General features: G+C 59.1%; 19 protein-coding genes. 5 read left to right on the top strand and 14 right to left on the bottom strand.

All coding sequences use genetic code 11. The features are described 5' to 3' along the window. Positions 1 to 84 precede the first annotated feature (84 nt). Complete coding sequence (cmoA, locus tag ACLEJQ_RS00995) at positions 85 to 828, top strand: carboxy-S-adenosyl-L-methionine synthase CmoA (RefSeq protein WP_440791339.1); 744 nt, start codon at positions 85 to 87, stop codon at positions 826 to 828. Further along, entirely contained in the window at positions 825 to 1,781 is a 957-nt protein-coding gene (cmoB, locus tag ACLEJQ_RS01000) for a tRNA 5-methoxyuridine(34)/uridine 5-oxyacetic acid(34) synthase CmoB (protein ID WP_440791341.1), read from the top strand. The genes cmoA and cmoB overlap by 4 nt, the downstream gene beginning before the upstream one ends. 189 nt (positions 1,782 to 1,970) lie before the next feature. Here cmoB and tadA read toward each other — a convergent pair whose 3' ends face one another. The 7 genes from tadA to treP all read right to left on the bottom strand — a co-directional run bounded on the left by tadA (position 1,971) and on the right by treP (position 11,541). Continuing rightward, positions 1,971 to 2,468 (bottom strand): tRNA adenosine(34) deaminase TadA, encoded by a 498-nt coding sequence (gene tadA / locus ACLEJQ_RS01005; RefSeq protein WP_440791343.1) that lies wholly within the window; start codon positions 2,466 to 2,468, stop codon positions 1,971 to 1,973. Beyond that, positions 2,468 to 3,844, bottom strand: coding sequence for a multicopper oxidase family protein (locus ACLEJQ_RS01010; RefSeq protein ID WP_440791344.1), 1,377 nt, complete (start codon positions 3,842 to 3,844; stop codon positions 2,468 to 2,470). The genes tadA and ACLEJQ_RS01010 overlap by 1 nt, the downstream gene beginning before the upstream one ends. A gap of 281 nt (positions 3,845 to 4,125) precedes the next feature. Then, positions 4,126 to 4,413, bottom strand: coding sequence for a PTS transporter subunit EIIB (locus tag ACLEJQ_RS01015; protein ID WP_440791346.1), 288 nt, complete (start codon positions 4,411 to 4,413; stop codon positions 4,126 to 4,128). 2 nt (positions 4,414 to 4,415) lie between these two features. After that, positions 4,416 to 6,950, bottom strand: coding sequence for a phosphoenolpyruvate--protein phosphotransferase (gene ptsP, locus ACLEJQ_RS01020; protein WP_440791348.1), 2,535 nt, complete (start codon positions 6,948 to 6,950; stop codon positions 4,416 to 4,418). A 74-nt stretch (positions 6,951 to 7,024) separates the two neighbouring features. After that, entirely contained in the window at positions 7,025 to 8,248 is a 1,224-nt protein-coding gene (locus tag ACLEJQ_RS01025; protein ID WP_440791350.1) for a maltoporin, read from the bottom strand. 141 nt (positions 8,249 to 8,389) lie between these two features. Beyond that, complete coding sequence (treC, locus tag ACLEJQ_RS01030) at positions 8,390 to 10,036, bottom strand: alpha,alpha-phosphotrehalase (protein WP_440791352.1); 1,647 nt, start codon at positions 10,034 to 10,036, stop codon at positions 8,390 to 8,392. A gap of 62 nt (positions 10,037 to 10,098) precedes the next feature. Then, positions 10,099 to 11,541 carry a PTS system trehalose-specific EIIBC component gene (gene treP / locus ACLEJQ_RS01035; RefSeq protein ID WP_440791354.1) on the bottom strand — a complete coding sequence of 481 codons (1,443 nt, stop codon included), beginning with the start codon at positions 11,539 to 11,541 and terminating at the stop codon, positions 10,099 to 10,101. A 244-nt stretch (positions 11,542 to 11,785) separates the two neighbouring features. On the opposite strand from treP, the gene treR reads away from it, so the two are divergent. Continuing rightward, a complete protein-coding gene (treR, locus tag ACLEJQ_RS01040) occupies positions 11,786 to 12,490 on the top strand; it encodes a trehalose operon repressor (RefSeq protein ID WP_440791356.1) in 705 nt (234 codons plus the stop codon). A 169-nt stretch (positions 12,491 to 12,659) separates the two neighbouring features. Here the strand turns inward: treR and ACLEJQ_RS01045 are convergent, their stop codons facing one another. The 3 genes from ACLEJQ_RS01045 to ACLEJQ_RS01055 form a co-directional block, all read right to left on the bottom strand. After that, a complete protein-coding gene (locus tag ACLEJQ_RS01045; RefSeq protein WP_440791358.1) occupies positions 12,660 to 13,184 on the bottom strand; it encodes a helix-turn-helix transcriptional regulator in 525 nt (174 codons plus the stop codon). A 4-nt stretch (positions 13,185 to 13,188) separates the two neighbouring features. Beyond that, positions 13,189 to 13,452 carry a hypothetical protein gene (locus tag ACLEJQ_RS01050; RefSeq protein WP_440791360.1) on the bottom strand — a complete coding sequence of 88 codons (264 nt, stop codon included), beginning with the start codon at positions 13,450 to 13,452 and terminating at the stop codon, positions 13,189 to 13,191. A 497-nt stretch (positions 13,453 to 13,949) separates the two neighbouring features. Further along, on the bottom strand, positions 13,950 to 14,498 hold the full coding sequence (locus ACLEJQ_RS01055; protein ID WP_440791361.1) for a TetR/AcrR family transcriptional regulator: 549 nt from the start codon (positions 14,496 to 14,498) through the stop codon (positions 13,950 to 13,952). A gap of 168 nt (positions 14,499 to 14,666) precedes the next feature. On the opposite strand from ACLEJQ_RS01055, the gene ACLEJQ_RS01060 reads away from it, so the two are divergent. After that, positions 14,667 to 15,590 carry an NADP-dependent oxidoreductase gene (locus ACLEJQ_RS01060; RefSeq protein ID WP_343456437.1) on the top strand — a complete coding sequence of 308 codons (924 nt, stop codon included), beginning with the start codon at positions 14,667 to 14,669 and terminating at the stop codon, positions 15,588 to 15,590. A 29-nt stretch (positions 15,591 to 15,619) separates the two neighbouring features. After that, on the top strand, positions 15,620 to 16,498 hold the full coding sequence (locus ACLEJQ_RS01065) for an aldo/keto reductase family oxidoreductase (protein WP_440791364.1): 879 nt from the start codon (positions 15,620 to 15,622) through the stop codon (positions 16,496 to 16,498). Positions 16,499 to 16,752: 254 nt separating this feature from the next. Here ACLEJQ_RS01065 and ACLEJQ_RS01070 read toward each other — a convergent pair whose 3' ends face one another. From ACLEJQ_RS01070 to ACLEJQ_RS01085, 4 genes are all read right to left on the bottom strand, one after another. Continuing rightward, on the bottom strand, positions 16,753 to 19,320 hold the full coding sequence (locus tag ACLEJQ_RS01070) for a DEAD/DEAH box helicase (RefSeq protein WP_440791366.1): 2,568 nt from the start codon (positions 19,318 to 19,320) through the stop codon (positions 16,753 to 16,755). After that, a complete protein-coding gene (locus ACLEJQ_RS01075; RefSeq protein WP_440791367.1) occupies positions 19,317 to 20,333 on the bottom strand; it encodes a HamA C-terminal domain-containing protein in 1,017 nt (338 codons plus the stop codon). The genes ACLEJQ_RS01070 and ACLEJQ_RS01075 overlap by 4 nt, the downstream gene beginning before the upstream one ends. Next, positions 20,330 to 20,875 (bottom strand): recombinase family protein, encoded by a 546-nt coding sequence (locus tag ACLEJQ_RS01080; protein WP_440791369.1) that lies wholly within the window; start codon positions 20,873 to 20,875, stop codon positions 20,330 to 20,332. The genes ACLEJQ_RS01075 and ACLEJQ_RS01080 overlap by 4 nt, the downstream gene beginning before the upstream one ends. 619 nt (positions 20,876 to 21,494) lie before the next feature. Next, entirely contained in the window at positions 21,495 to 21,866 is a 372-nt protein-coding gene (locus ACLEJQ_RS01085; protein ID WP_440791371.1) for a plasmid mobilization protein, read from the bottom strand. Positions 21,867 to 22,062: the final 196 nt, after the last annotated feature.

Below are 22,062 nucleotides of genomic sequence, written 5' to 3' on the forward strand. Positions count from 1 at the left end.
CACCGCCATCGCGAGCAAGCTCGCTCCTACAGTTTTTTTGGTTAAAATGCCGGCCTTTTCACCACCCATTCCGCTGGAACCGCCGTGAGCAAAGAGCCCGACCGCCTATTCGCCCAACCCCTGGCCCAAGTGCCGGACTTCGCCTTCAACGAGGACGTGGTGCGGGTGTTTCCGGACATGATCAAGCGTTCGGTGCCGGGCTACCCGACCATTGTCGAAAACCTCGGCGTGCTCGCCGCGCAGTTCGCACAGCCCAATAGCGTGCTCTATGATTTGGGCGCGTCTCTGGGTGCCGTGACGCAGGCGCTGCGCCGCCACGTGCGCACCGATGGATGCCGGGTGATCGCTGTGGATAACTCGGCGGCGATGGTCGAGCGCTGCCGCGAATACCTCAACGGCCAGGATTCGATGTTCCAGGAACTGCTGCCGGTGGAAGTCATCGAGGGCGACATCCTCGCGCTCACGTTCCAACCGGCCTCGGTAGTGGCCTTGAATTTCACCCTGCAGTTCATCGCCCCGGACCAGCGCACGACCCTGTTGAGCCGCATCCACCAATCCCTGTTGCCCGGCGGCGCCCTGATCCTTTCGGAAAAGCTGCGCTTCAACGATGCCCAAGAGCACGCCCTGCTCACCGACCTGCACGTGGCGTTCAAACGTGCCAACGGCTACAGCGAGCTGGAAATCGCCCAGAAACGCAGCGCCATCGAAAACGTCATGAAGCCTGACAGCCTCGAAGAACACCGCGAGCGCCTGCTGGCGGCCGGGTTCTCGAAAGTCGTGCCATGGTTCCAATGCCTGAACTTCGCCTCGTTGATTGCCCTGCCATGATCGATTTGTCCCCCCTCTCCCGCCGCCTGGCCGGCACGCCCCTGGCCGACTGGGCCGCGACGCTGCAGACGCAACTCGACCGCAAGATGGAAAAGGGGCACGGCGACCTGGAGCGCTGGCAGAGCGCCCTCGACGCCTTGCCAGTCCTGCAACCGACCGAGATCGACCTGCTGAATGGCCTGACCCTCGACACCGATTGCGCTGACGAAACCCGAGCACAAATGCGTACAGCCTTGATGGGTTTGTCGCCGTGGCGAAAAGGCCCTTTCGACCTGTTCGGGGTGCACGTGGACACCGAATGGCGTTCGGATTGGAAGTGGTCGCGGGTCGCACCGCACCTTGACCTCAAGGGCAAGCGCATCCTGGACGTGGGCTGCGGCAACGGCTACTACATGTGGCGGATGCTCGGCGCCGGCGCCGACACAGTGATCGGCGTTGATCCCAATTGGTTGTTCTTCTGCCAGTTCCAGGCCGTACAGCGCTACCTGTCACAGCCCAACGCCTGGCACCTGCCGTTCCCCTTCGAAGACCTTCCGCCAGACCTCGAAGGCTTCGACACCGTGTTCTCCATGGGTGTGTTCTACCACCGTCGCTCACCCATCGAGCACTTGCTGGCTCTGAAAGACTGCCTGGCGAAGGGTGGCGAGCTGGTATTGGAAACCCTGGTGATCGAGGGCGACGAGCATCAGGTGCTGGTCCCCGAGGACCGCTACGCGCAGATGCGCAACGTCTGGTTCCTGCCCTCGGTGCCGGCCCTGGAACGCTGGCTGCGCCGCGCCGGCTTCAGCGACGTGCGCTGCGTGGACGTGAGCCTGACGAGTGTCGAGGAACAACGCAGCACTGAGTGGATGAAGTACCAGTCATTGAGTGACTTCCTCGATCCTGCGGACCACAGCAAAACCATCGAAGGCCTGCCGGCGCCGATGCGGGCGGTGATTGTGGCGCGTAAATAGCCCTCCTATGTGAGCCAGTCCATGTTCACTTCAGGGCTGCCAATCATTGTGGCGAGGGAGCTTGCTCCCGCTCGGCTGCGCAGCACCGTAAAGCCTGCCAACTGGTTTTTCCCAAGGCAATGTGTTGAATGGTTTGGGGCCGCTGCGCAGCCCAGCGGGAGCAAGCCCCCTCGCCACAGGGCTATGTATTCAACCTTGCGATTTGGCCCTACGCGCCCTGAAAAACTCACTCAACACTGCGCTGCACTCCTCAGCCAGCACCCCGCCCTCGAACATCACCCGATGATTCAGAAACCCCTGGCTGAAAAACTGCCCCTGGCTCTGCACGATACCGGCCTTGGGTTCCAGGGCGCCGTAGACCACCCGGGCGATGCGCGAGTGGACGATCAGGCCGGCACACATGCTGCACGGCTCCAGCGTGACGTAGAGGGTGCTGCCGGGCAGGCGATAGTTGCTCACAGCCTGGGCGGCGGCGCGAATCGCGACCATTTCCGCATGGGCGCTGGGGTCGTGGCCGCTGATCGGGCAGTTGAAGCCGCGCCCGATGATCTCGCCGTCCTGCACCAGCACCGCGCCCACCGGCACTTCGCCCAGGGCCGCGCCTTGTATGGCGAGCGCCAGGGCTTCGCGCATGAAGTCCTGGTCACGACTGCGGTCGATGATCCGGGCGGGACGAATCTGGCGCATCACGCCACCTCGATGGCGGCCATCAGACCGGTTTCCATGTGGTCGATGACATGACAATGGAACATCCATACCCCAGGGTTATCCGCCACCAGTGCAACCTGCGCCCGCTCGTTCTTGCCCAGCAGATAGGTGTCGGTGAAGTACGGGATGACCTTGTGCCGGTTGGAGGCGATCACCTTGAAGCTCATGCCGTGCAAATGGATCGGATGCTGGTACTGGGTCATGTTCTTCAATTCGAAAATGTAGCTCTGGCCTTTCTTCAGCGTGGCGATCGGCCGGTCGGCGCAAGTCTTGTCGGTGATGTCCCAGGCCTTGCCGTTGATCTGCCACAGACTCGGCGGCTTGCCGTTGTCCACGTTGACCGACACCGAACCGACCCATTCGAAATTGAAGTTGAGTTTTTCGGCATTGGCCAGGTCAGGCTCGGACACCGGGTTGGGCGGCAGCGCGGGTGGCCAGGCGGTCGGCGCCTCGTTGTTGGGCACCGAGCGCAAGGTACCCAGGCGTACCGGGCCATTGCGCAATGACAGTTCCTGGCCCGCCGGCGGAGCCTTGATTGCCAGGCAAATGCGCATGCCGGGACCAAGCCAGTATTCCTTGCCCAACGGGCGTGGCTCGATGGGATTGCCGTCCAGCGCATAGATTTGCGCCTCGACGTCCGGAATATTGATGCGGTAGGTCAGGGTGTTGTCCAGGTTGAGCAAGCGTACCCGAGTGATCTGCCCGGCCGGCAAGTCGATCACCGCTTGCGGCACGCCGTTGATGGTCGCCAACCGTCCAGCCGTCCCGCCCCGGGCCGCTTCACGGGGAATGCTGAATTCCACGAACTGCCCTTGCTCATCCACATGCCAGCTCTTGAGGCTCAGGGTCTGTTCGTACTTGAACCCGGTAGGCTCGCGCTCCTCGATGATCAACGGCCCGACCAGCCCACGTCCGAGCTCTTCGCTGCTGTTGACGTGCGGGTGATACCAATAGCTTCCGGCGTCCGGCACACGGAATTTGTAATCGAAGTATTCGCCCGGTAGCACGGGTAGCTGCGAGACATACGGCACACCGTCCATCTCCAGCGGCAAACGGATGCCGTGCCAGTGAATAGTGGTCGCGACCGGCAAGTGATTGATGAAACGCACCCGCAACCACTCACCCTGCCGCACCCGCAACTCGGTCCCCGGTGCCGATGGCCCGAAAGCCCAGGCCTGGGTCCTGTGCCCGGCCACCAGCTCGACATCGAGGGGCGCGGCGATCAGCTCATAATCGTGCCCGGCCTCGGCATCCGCCCGCTTACCCAACCAATACCGCGATGCGCCTCCCGCGCCAACGCCCACAACAACAAGACCGGCCAGGCCACCGAGGATTTGGCGACGGGTAAAGGACATGAACGCAACCACCTATTGAATCAGCAGCGAACCACGGGGGCTCGCAAAAGGCGAATACGATACACCCGCAGATGAGAAACGGTAAGGCCGGCAAAAATGAAAATAAAACCATGGTGGTTATCCACAAGGCTTCTGGAAGCAAGTTTCCTCGCCATGGGTCAGAGGTGTGGAGGATCAGGCAGGCTGCGAAGCCATATCCGCAGACGCCGAACGAGCCTCGACCTAGCCGCTCTTGTGGCGGGGAATCATTCCCGCTGGGCTGCGCAGCAGCCCCCGAACAGTCAACCTTGCAAGCCGGTGATCAGGTGTACCACGCCGTTTTCCAGCGTCATCACCGCCGCCACACCCGCGACGCTCAACCCGGCCCGGTCGATCCGCGCCACCTCCTGCAACTCCACCCGCAGCCGGGTCAATGCCACAGGCTGATGGGACTTGAGGTTTTCCGCGCCGCCCAGCGCGGCAATGATGGCCGGCGCCAGCCCTTCGACCGCTGCTGGCCGCTTGGGTGTATCCGGGATCAGGTCCGGGGTCAGGGCTTTCCAGAATGCCTGTTGCAGTTTGTCGAACATGTTCAGTACTCCATGGCCAAGGTGGCCGGGGCGGCCGTGGATGAATAAGTACGCAGCAGGTCACGCACCTGCTCGGCACTTTCCTGGCTCAAGGCCTGTTGAGCCAGCGTGCGGCACTCGCTCAGGTTCCATTCACGCACGCAGGCCTTGATCGCCGGAATCAGCGGCACGCTGACCGATAGCTCATCCACGCCCAAGCCCAGCAAGACCGGCACCGCCAGCGGTTCGGAGGCCAGCGCGCCACATACACCGACCCATTTGCCATGGACTCGAGCCGCCTCGGCCGTACGGGCGATCAAGCGCAGCACCGAGGGATGCAGGCTGTCGGCCTGGCTGGCCAGCCGTGGATGGTCCCGATCCATGGCCAGGGTGTATTGGGCCAGGTCGTTGGTGCCGATGGAGAAGAAATCCACTTCCGGAGCAAACAGGTCGGCCATCAGCGCCGCCGCCGGCACTTCGATCATGATGCCCAGCTTCGGCGCCTGCTCGAGCCCCAGGTGGCGGACCTCTTCGTCCAGCATCTGCCGCGCCAGGCGCAGCTCCGCCAGTTGCGTGACCATGGGCAGCATGATGTGCAACCGCGCCAGCCCCGAACAGGCGAGGATGGCCCGGAACTGTTCACGCAACAACTGCGGTCGCTCCAGGCACAGGCGAATACCGCGCATGCCCAGAAATGGGTTGGCCTCATGAGCCATCGGCACGTAGGCCAGCGGCTTGTCCCCGCCCACGTCCAGGGTGCGAACCACCAGATTGCGCTCAGGCCCCAGGGCTTGGGCGACGGCACTGTACAGGGCCGCCTGTTCGTCATGACCAGGAGGGTGTGTACGATCCAGATAAAGCAGTTCGGAGCGCAACAGCCCGACACCTTCGCCGCCCAGGCTTACGGCTTGCTCCACGTCCCGCAGCGACCTGACGTTGGCGCCGATCTCGACTCGATGACCGTCAAGGGTACAAGCCGCCTGGGCCGATTGTTCGAGGTCACGCTGATGCCGCTGGCGCCGCCGCTCACGAGTGGCCTGGAATTGCTCGATCAAGGCCTGGTCCGGATTCAGGTGCAATTCGCCATTGTCGGCGTCGAGCAGCACCTGGGTACCGTTATCAAGGCTCAGCACGGCGTGCGCCACGCCACACAGCGAGGGCAAGCCCAGTGCACGGGCGAGGATCGCGACATGGCTGGTGGCGCCACCGCCCACGGTAACGAAGCCGGCGATGCGCGAGGTGTCGAGGCTGGCGGTCTGGGACGGCGTCAGTTGCTCAGCCACGAGGATCGCCTGTTCGGGCAGGTTCCAGGCGTCGTCCTGTACGCCCAGGATCAGCTTGAGCACCCGTTGCCCGACATCCGCCAGGTCCGTTGCGCGCTCGGCCAGCAACGCGCTGCCCATTTGCTGGAACAGCGCAGCAGTCGCCTCGGTCGCGGTTTTCCAGGCGAATGCCGCGCTCTTGCCCGCGCTGATCAAGGCTTGAGCCTGCTCTAGCAGCGTGGGGTCTTCGAGCAACTCCTGATGGGCGCGAAAGATCTGCGCCTGGACACTGCCCGTCGCCTCGTCCTGCAATGCCTTCAAGGCTTGAGTCGCCTGCTCCAGCCCCTGATTCAGGGCCGCCTGCTCAATCTCGATGCCGACGCCCGCCTCTTCGATGTGCCACACCTGGGAGACGATCTGAACCACTTCGCCAAACGCCGAGCCGGGCGATGCGCAGACGCCCCGCAGCCGGCCAGGCATCGACGGTTCGACCGTCATGGCCGGCTCCGACGCCAGCGGCGCGCACACCGTTTCGCCGCATCCCGACAGCAGTAGGTGCTCCAATGCCTCGATGGCCTGTTCGGCCTGAGGGCCGGCGGCGCTGATCTGCACGCTGTCGCCCTTGACCGTCTGCAACGCCATGATCGCGACCAGTGATTTGGCATTGGCGCCGGCTTGCTGCCTATGCAGTTGGATATTGGCATCAAACCCTTTGGCTGCCTGGGCGAGCACCGCTGCAGGGCGGGCGTGCAGGCCACTTTCATTGGGCACGATCAGCGGCTTGGAAAACAGCACCGCACCCTGCTGCGCCTCGTCGACGGGACCTTGTTCCGCCGGGCACACACGCAACAACGGCGCACCGCTCTCGATACAACCCGCACCGTCCCCGAGCAGGCTGAAGGGTTCGCCACTGACTACCAGCATCAGCGTCATCAAGCTACGCGCATGCAGGGCGATGTAGTCGGCATCGAAGTCGATCAGCGGCTGGCCAGCTTCGACCCGTTGTCCCATGATCACCCGCGAGGTGAACCCCTTGCCCGCCAGATTGACCGTGTCCAGGCCAATGTGCATCAGCACCTGGACGCCGTTGTCCGCGGTGACACTCACCGCATGGGCGCTGTCCTGGAGCGTACCGATGACGCCGGCCAGCGGTGCGCAAAGGGTCTGAGAGGTCGGATCGATGCAGATGCCATCTCCCACTACCCGGCTGGAGAAGACGGGGTCCGGCACGCTGTCCAAGGGCATCAGGACACCGGACAGCGGTGCGAGCAATTGCAAAGGTTGAGTTGTGTTCATGAGGCTTCACCTGCTGCTGTCTGTTCTTTTTGGCATCGCGGGCACGCAGAGATCGGCGACCCGCGCTACACGGGTCATTTCCACCAGTATTCGACTTGCAGACCCACGTTGGAACCGTGCCGCGCACCGCCAAATACACCGCTATCCGACAGCGCCGAACCGGCGGCCAGTTCATTGGCTGCGCGCTGGGCCGCCTTGTTCCAGCTGGCATAGGTGTAATAGAGGCGTATTTCCGGGCGAGCCCAGAATTCCGGCCCCTTGGGCGACCAGGTGGGCGCAAACGTCACTTTGTTCAGCTTGCGCGTTCCAGCGCTGGCCTGCACTTGGTCGTGGCCCAATTCGGCCACCAGTTTGAACTGGTCGGTGATGGCATACGCCGGGCGTACCCCCAATGACACCCAGTCCTGGTCGGCGCCGTCGGGGCGGATGTCTTTCTGATACACCGCCTGCGCCTGCCCGCCGAAACGCGGTGTGACCTGCCAATCGAAAAACTCCACCAGACGATAACTCTTGTTGCCGTCGTCCAGTCCGGTGTCGCCGGTATACCCCAGCCCGGTGCCGGGACCCTCACCGTACTGCAAGGCCAGTTTATTCTTGCCGCCCAGGAAGTCCTGCTGCACATGCTGGGCGGTCAAGGCCCAGCCGCGGTGGGCGTCGCGACGGTCCGCCCGGTCGATGAAGCTCAGGCCGAATTCCAGCTCACCACCGGGATTGGGCTTGAAACCGGCGACGTTGAAGTCATGCCGGCTGACCGGATCTTTCTGGTAAAGGTTGTCCTTGCGCGAGAAAGCGTAGCTGTACTTCAACCCGCCGATCAGCACATCCTCGATCCCGCCACCGGTAGCACTCTGGTTCCAGTAGTAGAAATCCGAGATATGGATGTCGTTACGTTTGTAGTAACGCCGACCGGCCCACAGCGACCCGCCGTTCAGTCTGGGCATGTTCGACCATTGGGCATACATCTGCGGCATGCGTGCCGAGCCGTTCTCACCCTGAAAGGTCGGCGTGCGGTCATAGCGGTTGTACAGCGATGCCATACCGTCCACGCTCAGCACCGAACCGTCGTCGAGGGTGAAAAGATCCTGGCGCAATTCCAATTCCCCGTACTGCTCGCATTCATTGCCCAACCGATATTTGGTCTGCGCACCAGGTAATTGGAAGCAGGATTGAGAACGGCCGTTGGTCGCGCTGCCGACGCCGCTGCGCAGATAGCCGGAAAACTCCAGGGCCTGAACCGGGAATGGCAACGCCAGGCAGATACAGGACGCGGCAAGGCCACGGTTTATTATTGTTTTCATACGCCTCTCCATCATTTCTTATTGTTTTTCTGCTCCATGACTCCCCACTTGGCCACCATTTGGCTGGCGACAAAGGGCCCACAATGCGTCTGGCGCAACGTGTTCGCTGTCAGGCATCGCCTGGGTCAGGGGAAGTTGTATTCAGTCGCTCAGGTGCAACACGAACGACTCGTAGGGCCGCAGGCGCAGCCGTCGGTATCGATGCTCAGCGGCCTCGTAATTGCCGATCACCCAGCGCTGCTTCGTGCCATCGGTGAGGATCCCTTCGGGCAGCTCAACCTCGCGGTCGCTCCCATGAAAATGGCTGACTACCAGCAGGCGCTCGCCCTGCCCTTCGCGCAGGTACGCCCATACGTGCGGATGTTCAGGCAACAGCAGGCGATAGACACCGTCCTGGATCAAGGCTTCGCTGCGGCGCAGGGCGATCAACTGACGGTAGTAATGCAGCACCGAGGTCGAGTCTTTCTGTTGTTGTTCCACATTGATAAAGGCTGCATTGGCAGGTATGCCAATCCAGGGCTCGGCCCGGCTGAAACCCGCGTTCGGCCCGGCACTCCATTGCATTGGCGTGCGCCCGTTGTCACGGGACTTCTGCATGATCGGCGCCATGGCCTCGGCTTCGGGCTCTCCGGCGTTGCGTTTGAGGCGATAGATGTTCAGGGTTTCCACATCGCGGTATTGCTCGATGTGCTCGAACCCCGGATTGGTCATGCCCAGTTCCTCGCCCTGGTACACGAATGGCGTGCCCTGAAGAAAGTGCAACGCTGTGGCGAGCATCTTCGCCGAGGACACGCGGTACTCACCGTCGTCCCCGAACCGCGACACCACCCTTGGCTGGTCATGGTTACACCAGAACAGCGCATTCCAACCGTGCCCGGCCTGCATGCCGACCTGCCAGTCGGACAGGATGCGTTTGAGTTCGAGAAAATCGAAGTCGGCCCGCACCCACTTTTGCAGGTTCGGGTAATCGACCTTCAAGTGATGGAAATTGAAGGTCATCGACAGTTCGCGGGAGGCCGGGCAGGAATAACGAACGCAGTGCTCAAGGCTGGTGGATGACATCTCGCCGACGTTGATCAGGTCGAACCCTTCGAAGACTTCCCGATGCATTTCCTGCAGGTAACGGTGCACGTTGGGGCCGTCGGTGTAGAAGCGCCGACCGTCCGTGTGATCGTCAGGGAAGTCGACCGGCTTGGAGATCAGATTGATCACATCGAGACGAAAGCCCCCCACCCCTTTGTCCCGCCAGAAACGCATCATCTTGAACACTTCGGCGCGCACCTGGGGATTGTCCCAGTTCAGGTCGGCCTGGGTATGGTCGAACAGATGCAGGTAATACTGGCCGGTCTGCGCTTCATATTCCCAGGCCGAGCCGCCGAACTTGGACTCCCAGTTGTTCGGCCGGTCCCGCCAGATATAGAAATCGCGGTACGGGTTGTCGAGGCTGCTGCGGGCGGCCTGGAACCAGGGATGCTCGATGGAGGTGTGGTTGACTACGATATCGAGCATCAGCTTGATACCACGCTTGCGTGCCTCCGTGATCAACAGCTCGCAGTCGGCCATGGTGCCGTAGCTGGGGTCGATGGCGTAGTAGTCGCTGATGTCGTAGCCATTGTCCCGTTGCGGCGAACGCAGGAACGGCGTCAGCCACAGGTAGTCCACACCCAGCCAGTGCAAGTAGTCGAGCTTGTCCACCACCCCTAGCAAATCACCGGTGGCCTGGCCGCCGTGACTGTAGAAACTCTTGGGATAGATCTGGTAGATCACCGAGCGTTGCCAGTCTTGCATGTGCGATTCCTTCAGTCTGATTTGTGCAGGCCTCGTGGGCCTCATCGTGCAAGCACCGCAAGTCATGCCACCCGATACCCCGGCCGGACGATCTTCATGCTCAACGCGCAGGTCAGGGCAAAGGGCACGCTCATGGCGATGACCATGCCGACCACAAACATCGGTATGAAGTCAGGCACGATCGAAATGAACCCCGGCAGCCCTCCTACGCCAATCGCCGAGGCCTTGATCTTGTTCAGCGACAGGAAAATGCAGCCCAGGGCCGAACCGACCAAGGCGCAATAGAAAGGGAATTTGTAGCGCAGGTTGACCCCGAACATCGCCGGCTCCGTGATCCCGAAGTAGGCGGAAATCGCCGAAGTGGACGCCATGCTCTTGTCCCGCGCATTGCGGGTCATGTAGAACACCGCCAGCGCCGCACTGCCCTGGGCCAGGTTGGACATGACGATCATCGGCCAGATGAAGGTGCCACCCTGGGTCGAGATCAACTGAAGATCCACGGCCAGGAACATATGGTGCATCCCGGTCACCACCAGCGGTGCATAGAGCAGGCCGAAGATCGCTCCGCCAATGACCGGCGCCAGGTCGAACAGCGCCACCATGCCTTCGGTGATCAGGATCCCCAGATGCCGGGTGACCGGACCGATGACGGCAAGCGCCAGTACTCCGGTGATCACGATCGTGGTGATGGGGATCACCAGCAGTTGGATCGCGTTGGGCACGCGGGCTCGCAACCACCGCTCGATCACGCTCATGACATAGGCCGCCAGCAGGATCGGCAGGATCTGCCCCTGATAGCCGACTTTCTCGATCTGGAACCAACCGAAGATATCGAAGTACGGCAGGCTCTGGCCATCCAGCCCCGCCACGGCCTTGCCGTAGTTCCAGGCATTGAGCAAGTCCGGGTGGACGAGCATCAGCCCCAGCACGATGCCGAGAATCTCGCTGCCCCCGAAACGCTTGGCCGCCGACCAGCCCACCAGGGCCGGCAGAAAGACGAAGGAGGTATTGGCCATCAGATTGATCAGGCTCCAGACGCCATCCAGGTTCGGATAGGCATCGAGCAACGTCTGCCCGGCGATGAACATGCCCTTGGCGCCCAGCAGGTTGTTGACGCCCATCAGCAGGCCGGCAATCACCAGGGCGGGCAGGATGGGCATGAACACATCGGACAACACCCGCACCAGGCGCTGCATGCCGTTGCCCTTCTGAGCGCCCTGTCGCTTGACGTCGGCAATGGTCGCTGCGGCCAGGCCGGTCAGCTCGCGCAAAGCGGCATAGACCTTTTCCACCTCCCCCGGACCAATGACGACCTGGAACAGGCCCCCGGTAAAAAACGAGCCCTTGACCAGGTCGATCTGGTTCAGCGTGGCACTGTCCACCCGGGCCGCATCCTTGAGGGACAGGCGCAGTCGCGTCACACAGTGGGCGGCCTGCTCGATGTTGTCGACGCCACCCAAGCTTTGTAGCAGCTCACTGGCGATTCTGGAGTAATCGTGGCTCATGCTTTTTTCTTCCGCGTCATTCTTGTTATTGAGAGTCGACAGCACGTGGAAGAGAAAGTACTCGTCTGTACGAGTTAAATCAACAACTCGTACAGACGAGTTGTGAAATTGTTTATGATGACACCTCGCCAAAGCAGGAAACGTCCTACGCTCCTGTCGTCGAATAATTACAGCCGAATGGACAAATCCCCACTCGGCCCTTAAGGTTCCGCCCCGGTGAACAGCGCAGTACAGAGCCCTCTGCATGAGTAAATACAACCAGATCTACAATGATCTGCTGAGCAGCATTACCACCGAACGCCTCGAGCGTGGCGCCCGCCTGCCTTCGGAAACCGAACTGATGGACAGCTACCAGGCCAGCCGTGGCACGGTACGCAAGGCCATCGAACAACTTCAGGAACGCGGTTTTGCTCAGAAAATCCATGGCAAGGGCACCTTCGTGCTATCGACGTCCCCCATCGAATTCCAACTCGGCGGAATCGTCAGTTTCCAGGAAACGTATCCGCGCCTGGGCGACGATGTCAGCACCGATGTGGTCGAGTTCACTCAACTGCCGCTGGAAGGCGCTCTGCTGGAGCACATCAAGGCACCCGCCGGCAGCCAGGTGACGCGCATCAAGCGTGTGCGGCGAATCGACGGCAAACGGGTGATCCTGGATATCAACCATTTCGTCAGCGACGTGATCCCCGGCCTGACCCGCGACATCGCCGAACGGTCGATCTACGCCTTCATCGAGCAGACCTTGCAACTGCAAATTGCCTATGCCCAGCGCACCATCGAAGCTGTCCGGTGCGCAAAGGATGACCAGCAGCACCTTGACCTCGACGGTCAAAGTCATGTCATCGTGGTCAGCAACCAGACCTTTCTCCAGGACGGCCGGCAGTTCGAGTACACCGAATCACGGCATACCCTCGACAAGTTCTATTTCTCGGATGTAGCGCGGCGTTGAAGTCGACGGGGTCCGCCTGAGCGGCGGCCAAGGCATGGTTCAATGATTCAAACAACGTAGCCGTTTCCTTTGAAACGCAGTTGCCCACTGCATCACGAATGCGCCCACCTGCGGTTCGATATGGCTTTCGACGCTACACAAACGCAGTAAAGCGATACCGCTTTTTCCGTCAGCCAACCAAAGCGTCCAACTCTTCGCAAGCCATACCAGGTAACCGTCGACCTTCTTTCGCAACGTTGACCTGCAGCGCCACCTGGGCCACATCCAATACATTCTGGGCCAGCAAATAGTTGCCCTTGGCCTGCAGCCAGTTCAGCACGTCCGCCAGATGCCAGATAGAAACGCTTCCCTCATGCACTGGCGTCGGGAAGGTGCTCGGATGAGCCAACATCAACTTGCGCATGTTCTGCCGAGACATACCTACAATCTCGGCTACGTCGGTCAGCCCGACCAAATCAGGCGCTACTTCGATCAACCTTGCCGACGGCACCGTGCGATGGACGTCGGCCAGAGCGCTGAACACCGCCTTGACCGCATCAGGAGCATCGCGAGTGAACTCAAGCGCTAACCGTCCCGGTTGCCCGATACCCACCAAGGCATCGTCGCAGCCCGCTTCTCCCAGGCGCTCGACCAGTTCATCCATGGCACCGCCATCGTGAGCAAGCTGATACTTCAAGGTAAAGGTATATTCCATTGTTCTATTCCTCAGCGTCGCGTCGATTGCGATACGCAGTGCAATTGTCCACGACACGTCGCAATGCTCGCGCATGATTGCCAGGGTTCTTCGGCGTGCTCCATATCGAGGTGATGCAGAACTCGCCACAGCGGCATTGCACCTCTTTGTAGGGACAATAAACCCGCCCCCACGCGTGACTGCCGCCAACGTCTACGCGCCACCCCAGACTTTCAGCATATCTAAGCGATTCTTCGATTTCTTTTTTCGGGTGCGTTGGACGAATCATCCGTGATCCCCAGTATTCGCATGAGCCGTAAAGTTGTCAAATGACAACCGCGCTGATTTCGAATGGCTGCGCTACCCGCAGCTCATACTGCTCGATGATAAGCGTGTCTCAGTTCCCGCCGAGACGGCAATCGTAGCGAAAGGTGACAGGGAAGGTGCATGAAGGGCCTCAGCGGTCGACGGGCTTTCCCGGGCGATACCGATCAAACACGCCAGCGTCCGCGAGAGCGGAGGACGCCAACGAAATCAAATACTATTGCCGGTCGGCCGTCGCCATGTTCATCGCCGCGTACGCGACGCGAGCTGCGACCGATCAGACAGTGCCAGGCTGAAAACGTAAAAAAGCCCGCAGTTACGCGGGCTTGAAGATGCTTTAGTGCCGGTTTATGCCGGACGCGGGATCATTCCCACTCCATGATCAACAGGCGTGCGCAGCTCCCTAAAACCGTAGCCAGTAGGGCATGTAGAATTCCAAAACCATGAAAAATACCATTCTCTCTAGTCGGCACCCATCTCAGCTCTTAAGCTCTTGAAATTGGCTTCGAGATGCTCAGCGAGCGCCTGCTGACAGCCATCGGCAATCCAGGTTTCGACGGAAAGGCGCATCGCTCCGACACTGGCCATTGCTGCCAGGCGTAGTCCTGCCTGCCTGTCGACACCCTGCCACAGCTCGCGCAAGGCCTCATAGGCGGCGTGCTCCATTTGCAGAAACTTGGCCTGATTGCCCAACTGAAGCTGCTCCGTAGTCTGCACAATTCTCCCGATGAGCATCGCAACATCCGGATGCATCTGTGCAGCCAGAGCAATCAGTGCCGCGTGAGTAGTAGCGAGTGGGGATGCTTTCACGCCCTGCTTGCGTATCTCAGCGCCTAGCTCATCCGGCAGCGATTTTTGCCAAGCCAGAATGATTTCTTCCTTCGAAGCGAAGTAGTGGAAGAACGTACGACGGGCGATACCCGACGCTTCGGCTATCGCATCCAGCGTCGTCCCTTCATAACCACGTTCGGAAAACAGCTTCAGGCCGACATCAGTGATGCGGCGGTACATATCTCGACGCTTGCGTTCGCGAACGCCCTCATTGTCTTTCTGCTCGCACGTCATGTCTTCGGTCTCACATGCTCGGGGTTGCAATATTGCACTGAGTGCAATATATTTTTTTGCACCAAGTGCAAAATTTACCAGCAAGCCCTGCTACATCCAAGTGGAACCCACACAATGAAAGCCATACGCATCCATGGTTTCGCAAATGCCCCTCTCATAGAGGACATACCCACGCCTCATATCGGTCCAGAAGACGTGCTCGTGCGCGTAGAGGCAACTGCTCTCAATCCTCTCGACGGCCTCGTGGCATCAGGGGTCGCCCGTCAATTTTTCAAGATTGATCTACCGATAACCCTCGGCACCGATTTCGCTGGAACCATTGAGCGCATCGGCGAGGCTGTCACACGATGGAATGTCGGGGACAGGGTGATTGCCTGCGTTGACGCGGGATCAGGTGGCGGTCTTGCGGATTTCGCCGTGGCACCCGCCAGCGCATGTGTTCCTCTACCCGGTGCTCTTTCGGCTGCTCAAGGAAGTGCGATTCCTACCGCAGGTATCACAGCATGGCATGCATTGTTTTCCAACGCCGGGCTGAAAGCCGGCGAGACGGTGTTGATCCATGCTGGCGCAGGGGGCGTAGGCAGCTTTGCCGTCCAGTTCGCTTGCATGGCAGGCGCACAGGTGATCGTAACCGCCTCGGGTGATGGCTTGGCAATAGCGTCCGCCCTGGGCGCTCAGAAAGTCATTGACTACAAGAACGAAGATTTCACGCGCTTAACCAGTGACATCGATGTGGTGCTCGATTTGGTCGGTGGCGAAACCCAAAGCCGATCCTACAGAGTCCTGCGCACCGGCGGGCGGCTCGTTTCCACGGTCATGCCACCCGACGAGTCAGAGGCACGGGAACACGGGGTAACGGCGAGCATGTTCTACGCCAAGCCTTTCATCGAACGTCTCGGCGAACTCGTCACGATAGTCGCAGAGCAAAATCTGAAGGTCGTCATAGACCGTACTGTCGCCTTTGAGCGTTTCGACGAGGCATGGAAACACCAGCTATCGGGTCGGGCACGCGGCAAGGTCGTCGTTCTCCCGCACTAAAACCATCAGTCCATCTACAGGAACATCCGATGACCACTTCTTCCCTTGGCGGAACCTTCACACCTGCCGGCACAACGATGAACCTCAAGCGCATGGGTTACGGCACCATGCAGCTACCCGGCCCGCACGTATGGGGGCCACCGCGCGATAAAGAAGCCGCGCTGGCGGTATTGCGCGAGGTAATTGCCTTGGGTGCAAATCACATCGACACCGCCGAGTTCTATGGCCCTGGTGTCTCGAATCGACTGATCCGTGAAGCACTGTCGCCTTATCCGAAAGACCTCACGATCATCACCAAGGTCGGTTTCGTACGCGGTGAAGATGCGTCCTGGGCGCCTGATCTAACGCCGGACGGTCTCAAGCGGGCAGTGCATGAAAACCTTGCCAGTCTTGGCCTGGAAACTCTCGACGTCGTCAATTTGCGGCTGGGTAGTGCACATGGTCCGGATGATCGATCACCTCTGGAGCCGCTGCAGGTGCTGGTCGAGCTGCAACAACAAGGCGTGATCCGCCATATCGGCCTCAGCAATGTCACCCCAACCCAATTTGCTAAGGCCAAATCAATAGCCAAGATCGTCTGCGTGCAGAACCAGTACAACCTGATCAAACGAGACGATAACCATTTCATCAACGCGCTGGCAGATGAAGGCGTGGCCTATGTGCCGTTTTTCCCGCTGGGCGGTTTTTCTCCGCTGCAATCGTCGCGGCTTTCTCAGGTGGCTGAAGAGCTGGGGGCCACACCAAAACAAGTTGCTCTGGCGTGGTTACTTCAGCGCTCGCCCAATATTCTGGTAATTGCGGGAACGTCATCTCCAATACACCTTCGAGAAAACTTTCAAGCAACGAATATCCAGCTGTCGGAAACGCAGGTCACAACCCTCGATGCAATTGCCGAATTAACTGAGTAATCGCATCACGTTAGATCTGTGCGCGGGACATTTTGATGTGTCTTACAAGCAAACGCCCGCTATTAAGCGGGCGTTTTTTATTGCAAGTAGGGGTCACTCCCACTCCATTGTTCATGGTTATAATATATCTATATTTATCAGCAACTTATACAAAGACCATTGACCCGTACCATGACTGATACCATGCCCTGCACTTCGGACCGTTAGACATTTCCTTTCATGGGATGAAAACAAAGCTTCATCCGCGTGCGCGCTCAGACGCTTTGAAGCACTCGTCTAAGCTCCCCAGCCACGTATGGTGATAGCCCTACTGTTTCGGGTGTCAATCGGGAGAGGAAGCGTCGCGCTGACTCAAGATCCATGTCCCTGTTGATTGTCAGGCTGGACAGGACGTGCGCCGTGTGGCGAGAGAGGCCGAGGCTGATAAGCTGGATCATCGTTTGCGATGCTGCCCCGAGCTCCAGATATAAAGTCAGTGCCGGTATCTTCGCCGCGTAGGAAGCGTGTCCGGTTGCGGTCAGGGCCTCTTTGAGCACAGCTCCGTAACAGCCCAGCATGTTCACGTACTTGAACCGGAGGCTGCTTTCCACATCCGTCAGCACCTCTCGAATGACCGTCCGATTGGACCGGTTCTTTCCTTGGCGCTTATGGTAATTGATCGCATCGTCGATGATCATCGGCAGCGGCTCACCACGCATCCAGCGAAGAGCGAGAGGAGCCCAGTACCGATGATGCTGGCCACTCTTCAGCTCAAGATATTTGTGTACCCGGGCAAAAACAGGTCGCAACTTGTCAAGCGCTTCCTTCCACCCAGCGCTCGGATGGAGCGGGATCAGATAGTCTGGGCCCTCTTTCTCGATCTTCTCGATCATATAGTCGTACAGTTCTTGCTGCCGGTAACCTGAAATTTGCGGGCTAGCAGCCAGCGTTTCTACATTCAAACCGATCTGATTGTTAGCGCTCGCCAACGCTGAGGTGATGCTAGCTCGTGTCTGCGTCGACAACCCGCTTAAGCGATCAAAAGTGTCGTCAAGCTGACCTTGCCGATAGTCTCGCAATAGCTTTGAGAAGGCGGCTTCTAGATTTGGACTCTCGCCCGATGGACGGTCGGTCGCCGCTATATACTCAAGCAGCTCTGCCGATGTGTCGGTCAGGGTAACCTCAAGCGACGGCTTGATAGGCTCGTCCTTTGGCCCGGAGAGCGGACTTGATTCCCATTCATCGTAATCGACGAGAAAAACGTTCCCCTGAAAATCCTTGCCGAGGCGACCGGCACGTCCCGCGAGGTTCCAGAAATCGACGGGGTCGATTGGGTTCTCTTCCCCCTTATGGGGGTTCTGCATGAACACATTGCGCGCGGGCAGATTGACGCCTTGCAGCAGCGTGCTTGTGCAGACAATGTAGTCGAGATGCCCGTCAGCAAATGCGCTCTCAACAGCGTTCCTCAGCAGCGGAGGAATGCGGCCGTAGTGGAAGCCAACTCCGCCCTCTACGGTTTCAGCAAGCACGTAGCTCGGATGGACGGCCTCTTTCGCAAAGGCAGTCAGGTCTTTGCGAACCTGTACCGATAGCTCACTTGGTCCGGAGGAGGTCACCACTTCAGCAACCGCTGGATCTTGCGACAGCTCTTTGATCTTGAACGCGACGTCCTCACATGCCGCAGGACCGGCGGCGTAGACGAGGCTTTGAGAAGCATTGCCAAGAGCCCAACTCAGATAAACAAGTCCATCGTGGGAATTGTAGATCGGTATCGCAGCATCGATCTCCGCGAGCGGGGTCTTTTCGCCGTCCCTCCGCCACAGCAGCATATCAATCTTCTTATCGTCGCCCGCTCTGCGGTTCAGCAAGATGATGTTCTGGGCGACGGGAGAATCGCTGGTCTTGACCACTTTGACGGTGTCGCGGCCGACCACCGTGCCGAACACGGCCGGTTCTCGAACTTGCGGTGACGAGAACAGGAATTGCATGTCGGGGTGACGCCGTTGCAGGTCCTGCAAGACTGAATGCAGGACCACTCCCCGGGCCCCCTCACCGATAAGGTGCGCCTCATCGACGATCGCCACGTCGAATCTAAGTTCAGGAGCAGTATGAAACAACACCTGGAGCCGTTCCGGCGTGAGCACATAGATCGGTGTACCTAATACAGTCGACGCAGCCGGTATCGGCACCGTCGTCACCTCGAACGCCTTGTCGAGGCTGGCTGAGCGCAAATCGGCGGCAACCTGGCTGATGAGGGCGCGGCTTGGCACCAGATAGACAAGATTGGCGTTCGGACGCGTTCGCTTGAGCCGTTCAATATACGCCAAGAAAACGAACGACTTGCCCGCCGAGGTGGGCGCGGAAAGCGCCAGGGATGAGCCAGCCGCTAAGGCCTCCCAGACAGTCCGCTGCATGTCGGTGAGGACAGCGCTGCGCTCGCCAATGCGCACGGTATTGTCCAGCTGACGGCCGAGGATCTCGTAAAAAACCCCTTCAGTAAGCGTTCGAGGCTCCGCCTCGCCCTTGAACGCGAATTTCATCGCGGGGTAATTTCCAAGTCGCGCTAAGATAAGTCTGGACGCCCCCCTGATCCCGGCGAGAGTTTTGCTATAGGCTAGCGATCCGACACTAATGCGATACGCCAGCTGCCGCCATTCCGCTTCTTCAGATTGCGCGAATATCGTAGCGCTTTGAAGGAGCCGCCGAAGGACTTCTTCGTCAAGCGTGGGGCCGTCAGCGAAGCCCACGCCGCTCAAAATCGACTGACGCAGTATGGCCTCATAGTCGGCCGCGAAGCGTGGATCGCCGCTTATCTTTTCGCAAAGCCCGTCCACGAAGCTCATGCCGCCACTCCGAGCTTTTCATAGAAGGCCGATCTGAAGAGCTTTAGAGATGGGAACGGCAGAAGAAAGAGATGCAAATTGGTTGTGACCGGCAGGCGCTTACCGTAGTGGCGCTCGATCACGCGGCAGGCGCTGCCGATCCTTTTCTTGTACTTCTCCTCGAATGCCGAGGCGACTTTGCCGGGTTCAAGCGCAAGTATGCGGTTGTAAGCGGCATATTCAAAGCCAAGCAGGCAAGCGTGAACGATACGCTTTTGCAGCGTTAGCTTCGACGTTGAGTACGGGTTGATATAATCCGCGATCTTCGCCCGAAACGCCGGGTCCAAGCTATTGAGGTCGGACAAGTTGTTCAGGATCTCAATCTCACGAGAGATTTGACCGGAGTTCGCCAAGAGTTCCGCCATGGAGGTGAACGCTGCGTCTGCCGCCGACGAGAAACTCTGATATATTTTAGACTCCCCGAAATAGATGGTCAGAAGGTCCTTGGCTTCATCGTAGCCAAGATGAATACCATCCGTTCCGTGCACGGGCATGTTGTTATTGGTCTTCAGGTACATCTTCGAGACCAAGCGCGGTGCCTTCAGCACCCACTCCAGCAAAGCATAGAGGATTAGTTCTCCCGGCTCTCCTCCTGACTCGAGTTGATTCTTCGCTTTGATAAATAAGCTCTTCGCATCGTCGCCAAGTCTGACGATGCGGTGATAATCGAGAGCGGGGTTGATCCCCTGCAGCGCATCCCGGATCTTGCTCTTTGGCAGACAGTACGGGATCAGGCAGTCGTAAAGGTACTCGACGAATTCCTGAACTGTCGGGACGCCATCAGCGAAGGTGATATAGTGGAAGCTACCGGTGAGCCGGTGCATGCCAGACGTCCAGTCGAACGGGACCTCTTTCAAGCGGATGCCGAGGCCCGCGTGGTCCTTCAGTAGCGAAGTCATCGCGCCAGCGAGAGCCAATTGGCCATTCACCGAAGCAGTTTTTTCTACAATTGCTGTTAGGTCATTGCTGGTCAATACCCTCTCCTCAAGCATGATAGGTCAACATCCTTTTCGACTATGCGCAATGAACGTGGGACCACGACACCGACATGTGTGTACAGAGTAGTTCGGGACACGCGGTAGCGCCGGGCTACATCGGCAATCTGTATTTTAGGGTCACGAAGTAGCACGTTGATCTCGCGGACCTGCTTCTCCCCAAGCTTCGGTTTGCGGCCGCCAGAGCGGCCTCTGGCACATACTGCGGCGAGCCCAGCATGTGTGCGCTCACGGATCAGACTACCCTCGAACTCCGCGAGAGCTGCAAACACATGGAAGACCAGCTTGCCCACAGCGCTGTTCGTTTCGATCTTCTCGGTAAGGTTCTCGAAGCCAATTCTCGAGCGCTCCAACTCGGCCACGATCTGCACGAGATTCGGCAGGCTCAGCCCCCCAACCCACAGCACCTGCGTATCGCCGTCGCGCAGAGCCTGACGGCACTGCTCCAACTCTATGCGCGAAGCGTTCCTTCCGCTCACCGTTTCTTCATAGATTACATGGCGCCCAGCTTGCTGAAGCATATCGGCTGCAAGCTAGGTGCTGGTCCTCCGTAGAGACCCGCGCGTAACCGATTCCCTGTTTCACTGACACAACCGGGACGCTGAAAACTTGGCGAGAATGTTAGTTCGACAATTGAGGTTCGGATAGTCTCAGGCGCAATTTTTTGATGTATCCAGAAAACCACCGTTTTGTGAACACTGCAGCCATCCTCTCGACGCCCCCCCTGCCGGCAAGCACGCCGAGCTTCGCGGTAGAAACGAGAAGGTGAGCATCTACATGAGGAAGATGCCAGTTTTATGCACCTGCACTAGTCGTGCTCGATCTGGTCGTGCATTCCAATCGCAAGTGCTAGCTGTCGTAACAAAATAACCAGTTCTAATAGACTGCCGTCGCGTAATACGTCAGAAAGTAATTCAGCCGCATAGGCAGGGTCTGCACTGAGCTGCTCAGACATCACCTCATCGTGCGTTCGATCTCTCATCGGTCCAATCCTCTCGTTTTGACGCACATGAACCAAGACAACCCAGCAGGAATTGACCAGTTATAGACAGTATCAAAATTACTACAGTCGAATGGAAGGTAGGATGACTCCAGTGAGGTTTGAGGTTACACATCCCGAGAAAAGATCAGAACCGGCGTTCAGTTGTGAGCTTTAACAATAGCTCCCATCTTCACTCCTATGGCGACTTGTAAACTCCGGAATTCCATCATTACACTCTCCACATCAATGGCGCTAGCGCCTTCTCCACGCTTTTCTGCAAGCCATAGCTTTAGCAGCCCAGCGATCCGCCCAAGATCGCCATTGACCTTGCCCAAGTCGGCCACGACTTGCAGGTCAACAACCGAGCGGATCGGCTCATTCAATCCAACAGAGCGCAGGAATGCCGACTGAGACATGCCCGCTTGCGCGGCACGCTCTACCAGCTCGGCGCGCTCGTCCTCGGTTACGAAAACCTTGATGTATTCGTTCCGGGGCCGGGTGCCGTAGGTTGTCTTTTTCTTCTCTGCCATTCGTCCCTCGCTCATCATGCCGAAGCGACAGCCAGGTGGCGCATCCGCGCGCCTTTCCTTTGGTGCCGAATCGGGCGTTTGTTGTTCAGTCGCGGCAGCGACGGTATGCCTCGCAGAGCAAGATGCCGTCGAACCGAAGGTGAGTAAGGGGCGGTGTTGAGAGGGAGCAAGCGCAGCTTGTGGACCCACAACACAC

Origin of the sequence: Pseudomonas sp. SMV71, from assembly GCF_052042015.1 — a bacterium.
GTDB lineage: Bacteria > Pseudomonadota > Gammaproteobacteria > Pseudomonadales > Pseudomonadaceae > Aquipseudomonas.